The organism is Drancourtella massiliensis, assembly GCF_016900655.1.
In the GTDB taxonomy this organism is placed as follows: domain Bacteria; phylum Bacillota; class Clostridia; order Lachnospirales; family Lachnospiraceae; genus Sellimonas; species Sellimonas catena.
Genome location: NZ_JACJKH010000079.1, coordinates 1 through 877 on the forward strand (window position 1 = coordinate 1; position 877 = coordinate 877).

The following is an 877-nucleotide window of genomic DNA, read 5'->3' on the forward strand; positions in this document are numbered from 1 at the left end:
ACTAAAACTTCCCACACCAATACGGTGTGTTGAACCTTGAAAATTCAATATTTCAGCCAATAAAAAAGGCATAAACCTGTCCCGTTTGGTATAATGGAATTGACGAAAAACCATCTATACAAAGGAGATTTATGCCATGTCCAGTATACCACAAAACTATTGCGATGAGAACGAGTTAATTGATTGTGTTCAGAGATTTTTTTCCAGGCATCATGTCGGCAAGCTTCTCGCCAAATGCAATGGGATGAAAGAAAAAGGTGTTTCACCTGTTTCTCTGCTCCGCTACAAGCTCAGCAACATTTTTGTCGGAAGAAGCATGTATATGCAGCAACGAACTGGCTCTTTTAAGGAAGATTTTTCAAAGAACACTTTTTATCGGTTCCTAAATTCGGCAAAAACAAACTGGCTCCGTTTTACTTCTCTTCTGGCTGCTGATATCGTCAATAATGATCTCAAAGATCTAACGGACGATAGCAGGAAAAATGTGTTCATTGTTGATGACAGCCTTTTTAGTCGAACCAGCTGCAAGAAAACAGAACTGGGATCAAAAGTATTCGACCACACCGATATGCATTTCAAAAAAGGGTTTCGGATGCTTACATTAAGCTGGAGTGACGGAAATACACTGATCCCGGTAAACAGCTGTCTGTTAGCATCTGCAAAAGAAGCAAATATTATCGGTCCGGTAAAGAACTTTGATAACAGAACCATTGCAGGAAAAAGGCGCAAGCTTGCCCAGACAAAAGCACCTGAAGCAATGATGGCCTTGTTGGATACTGCTCTCAGTGCAGGACTAAAGGCTGATTATGTCCTTTTTGATTCCTGGTTTTCCAACCCGGCACAGATCACAGCCATCCATTCAAAGGGGATGGATGTG

At 41.3% G+C, this 877-nt stretch carries 1 protein-coding gene; it reads left to right on the forward strand.

The genetic code is table 11. The annotated features are described in order from the left end of the window. Positions 1-136: 136 nt before the first annotated feature. Positions 137-877 (forward strand): IS4 family transposase (locus H6A32_RS15785; protein ID WP_204864818.1); only part of this gene is annotated, 741 nt, incomplete at its 3' end.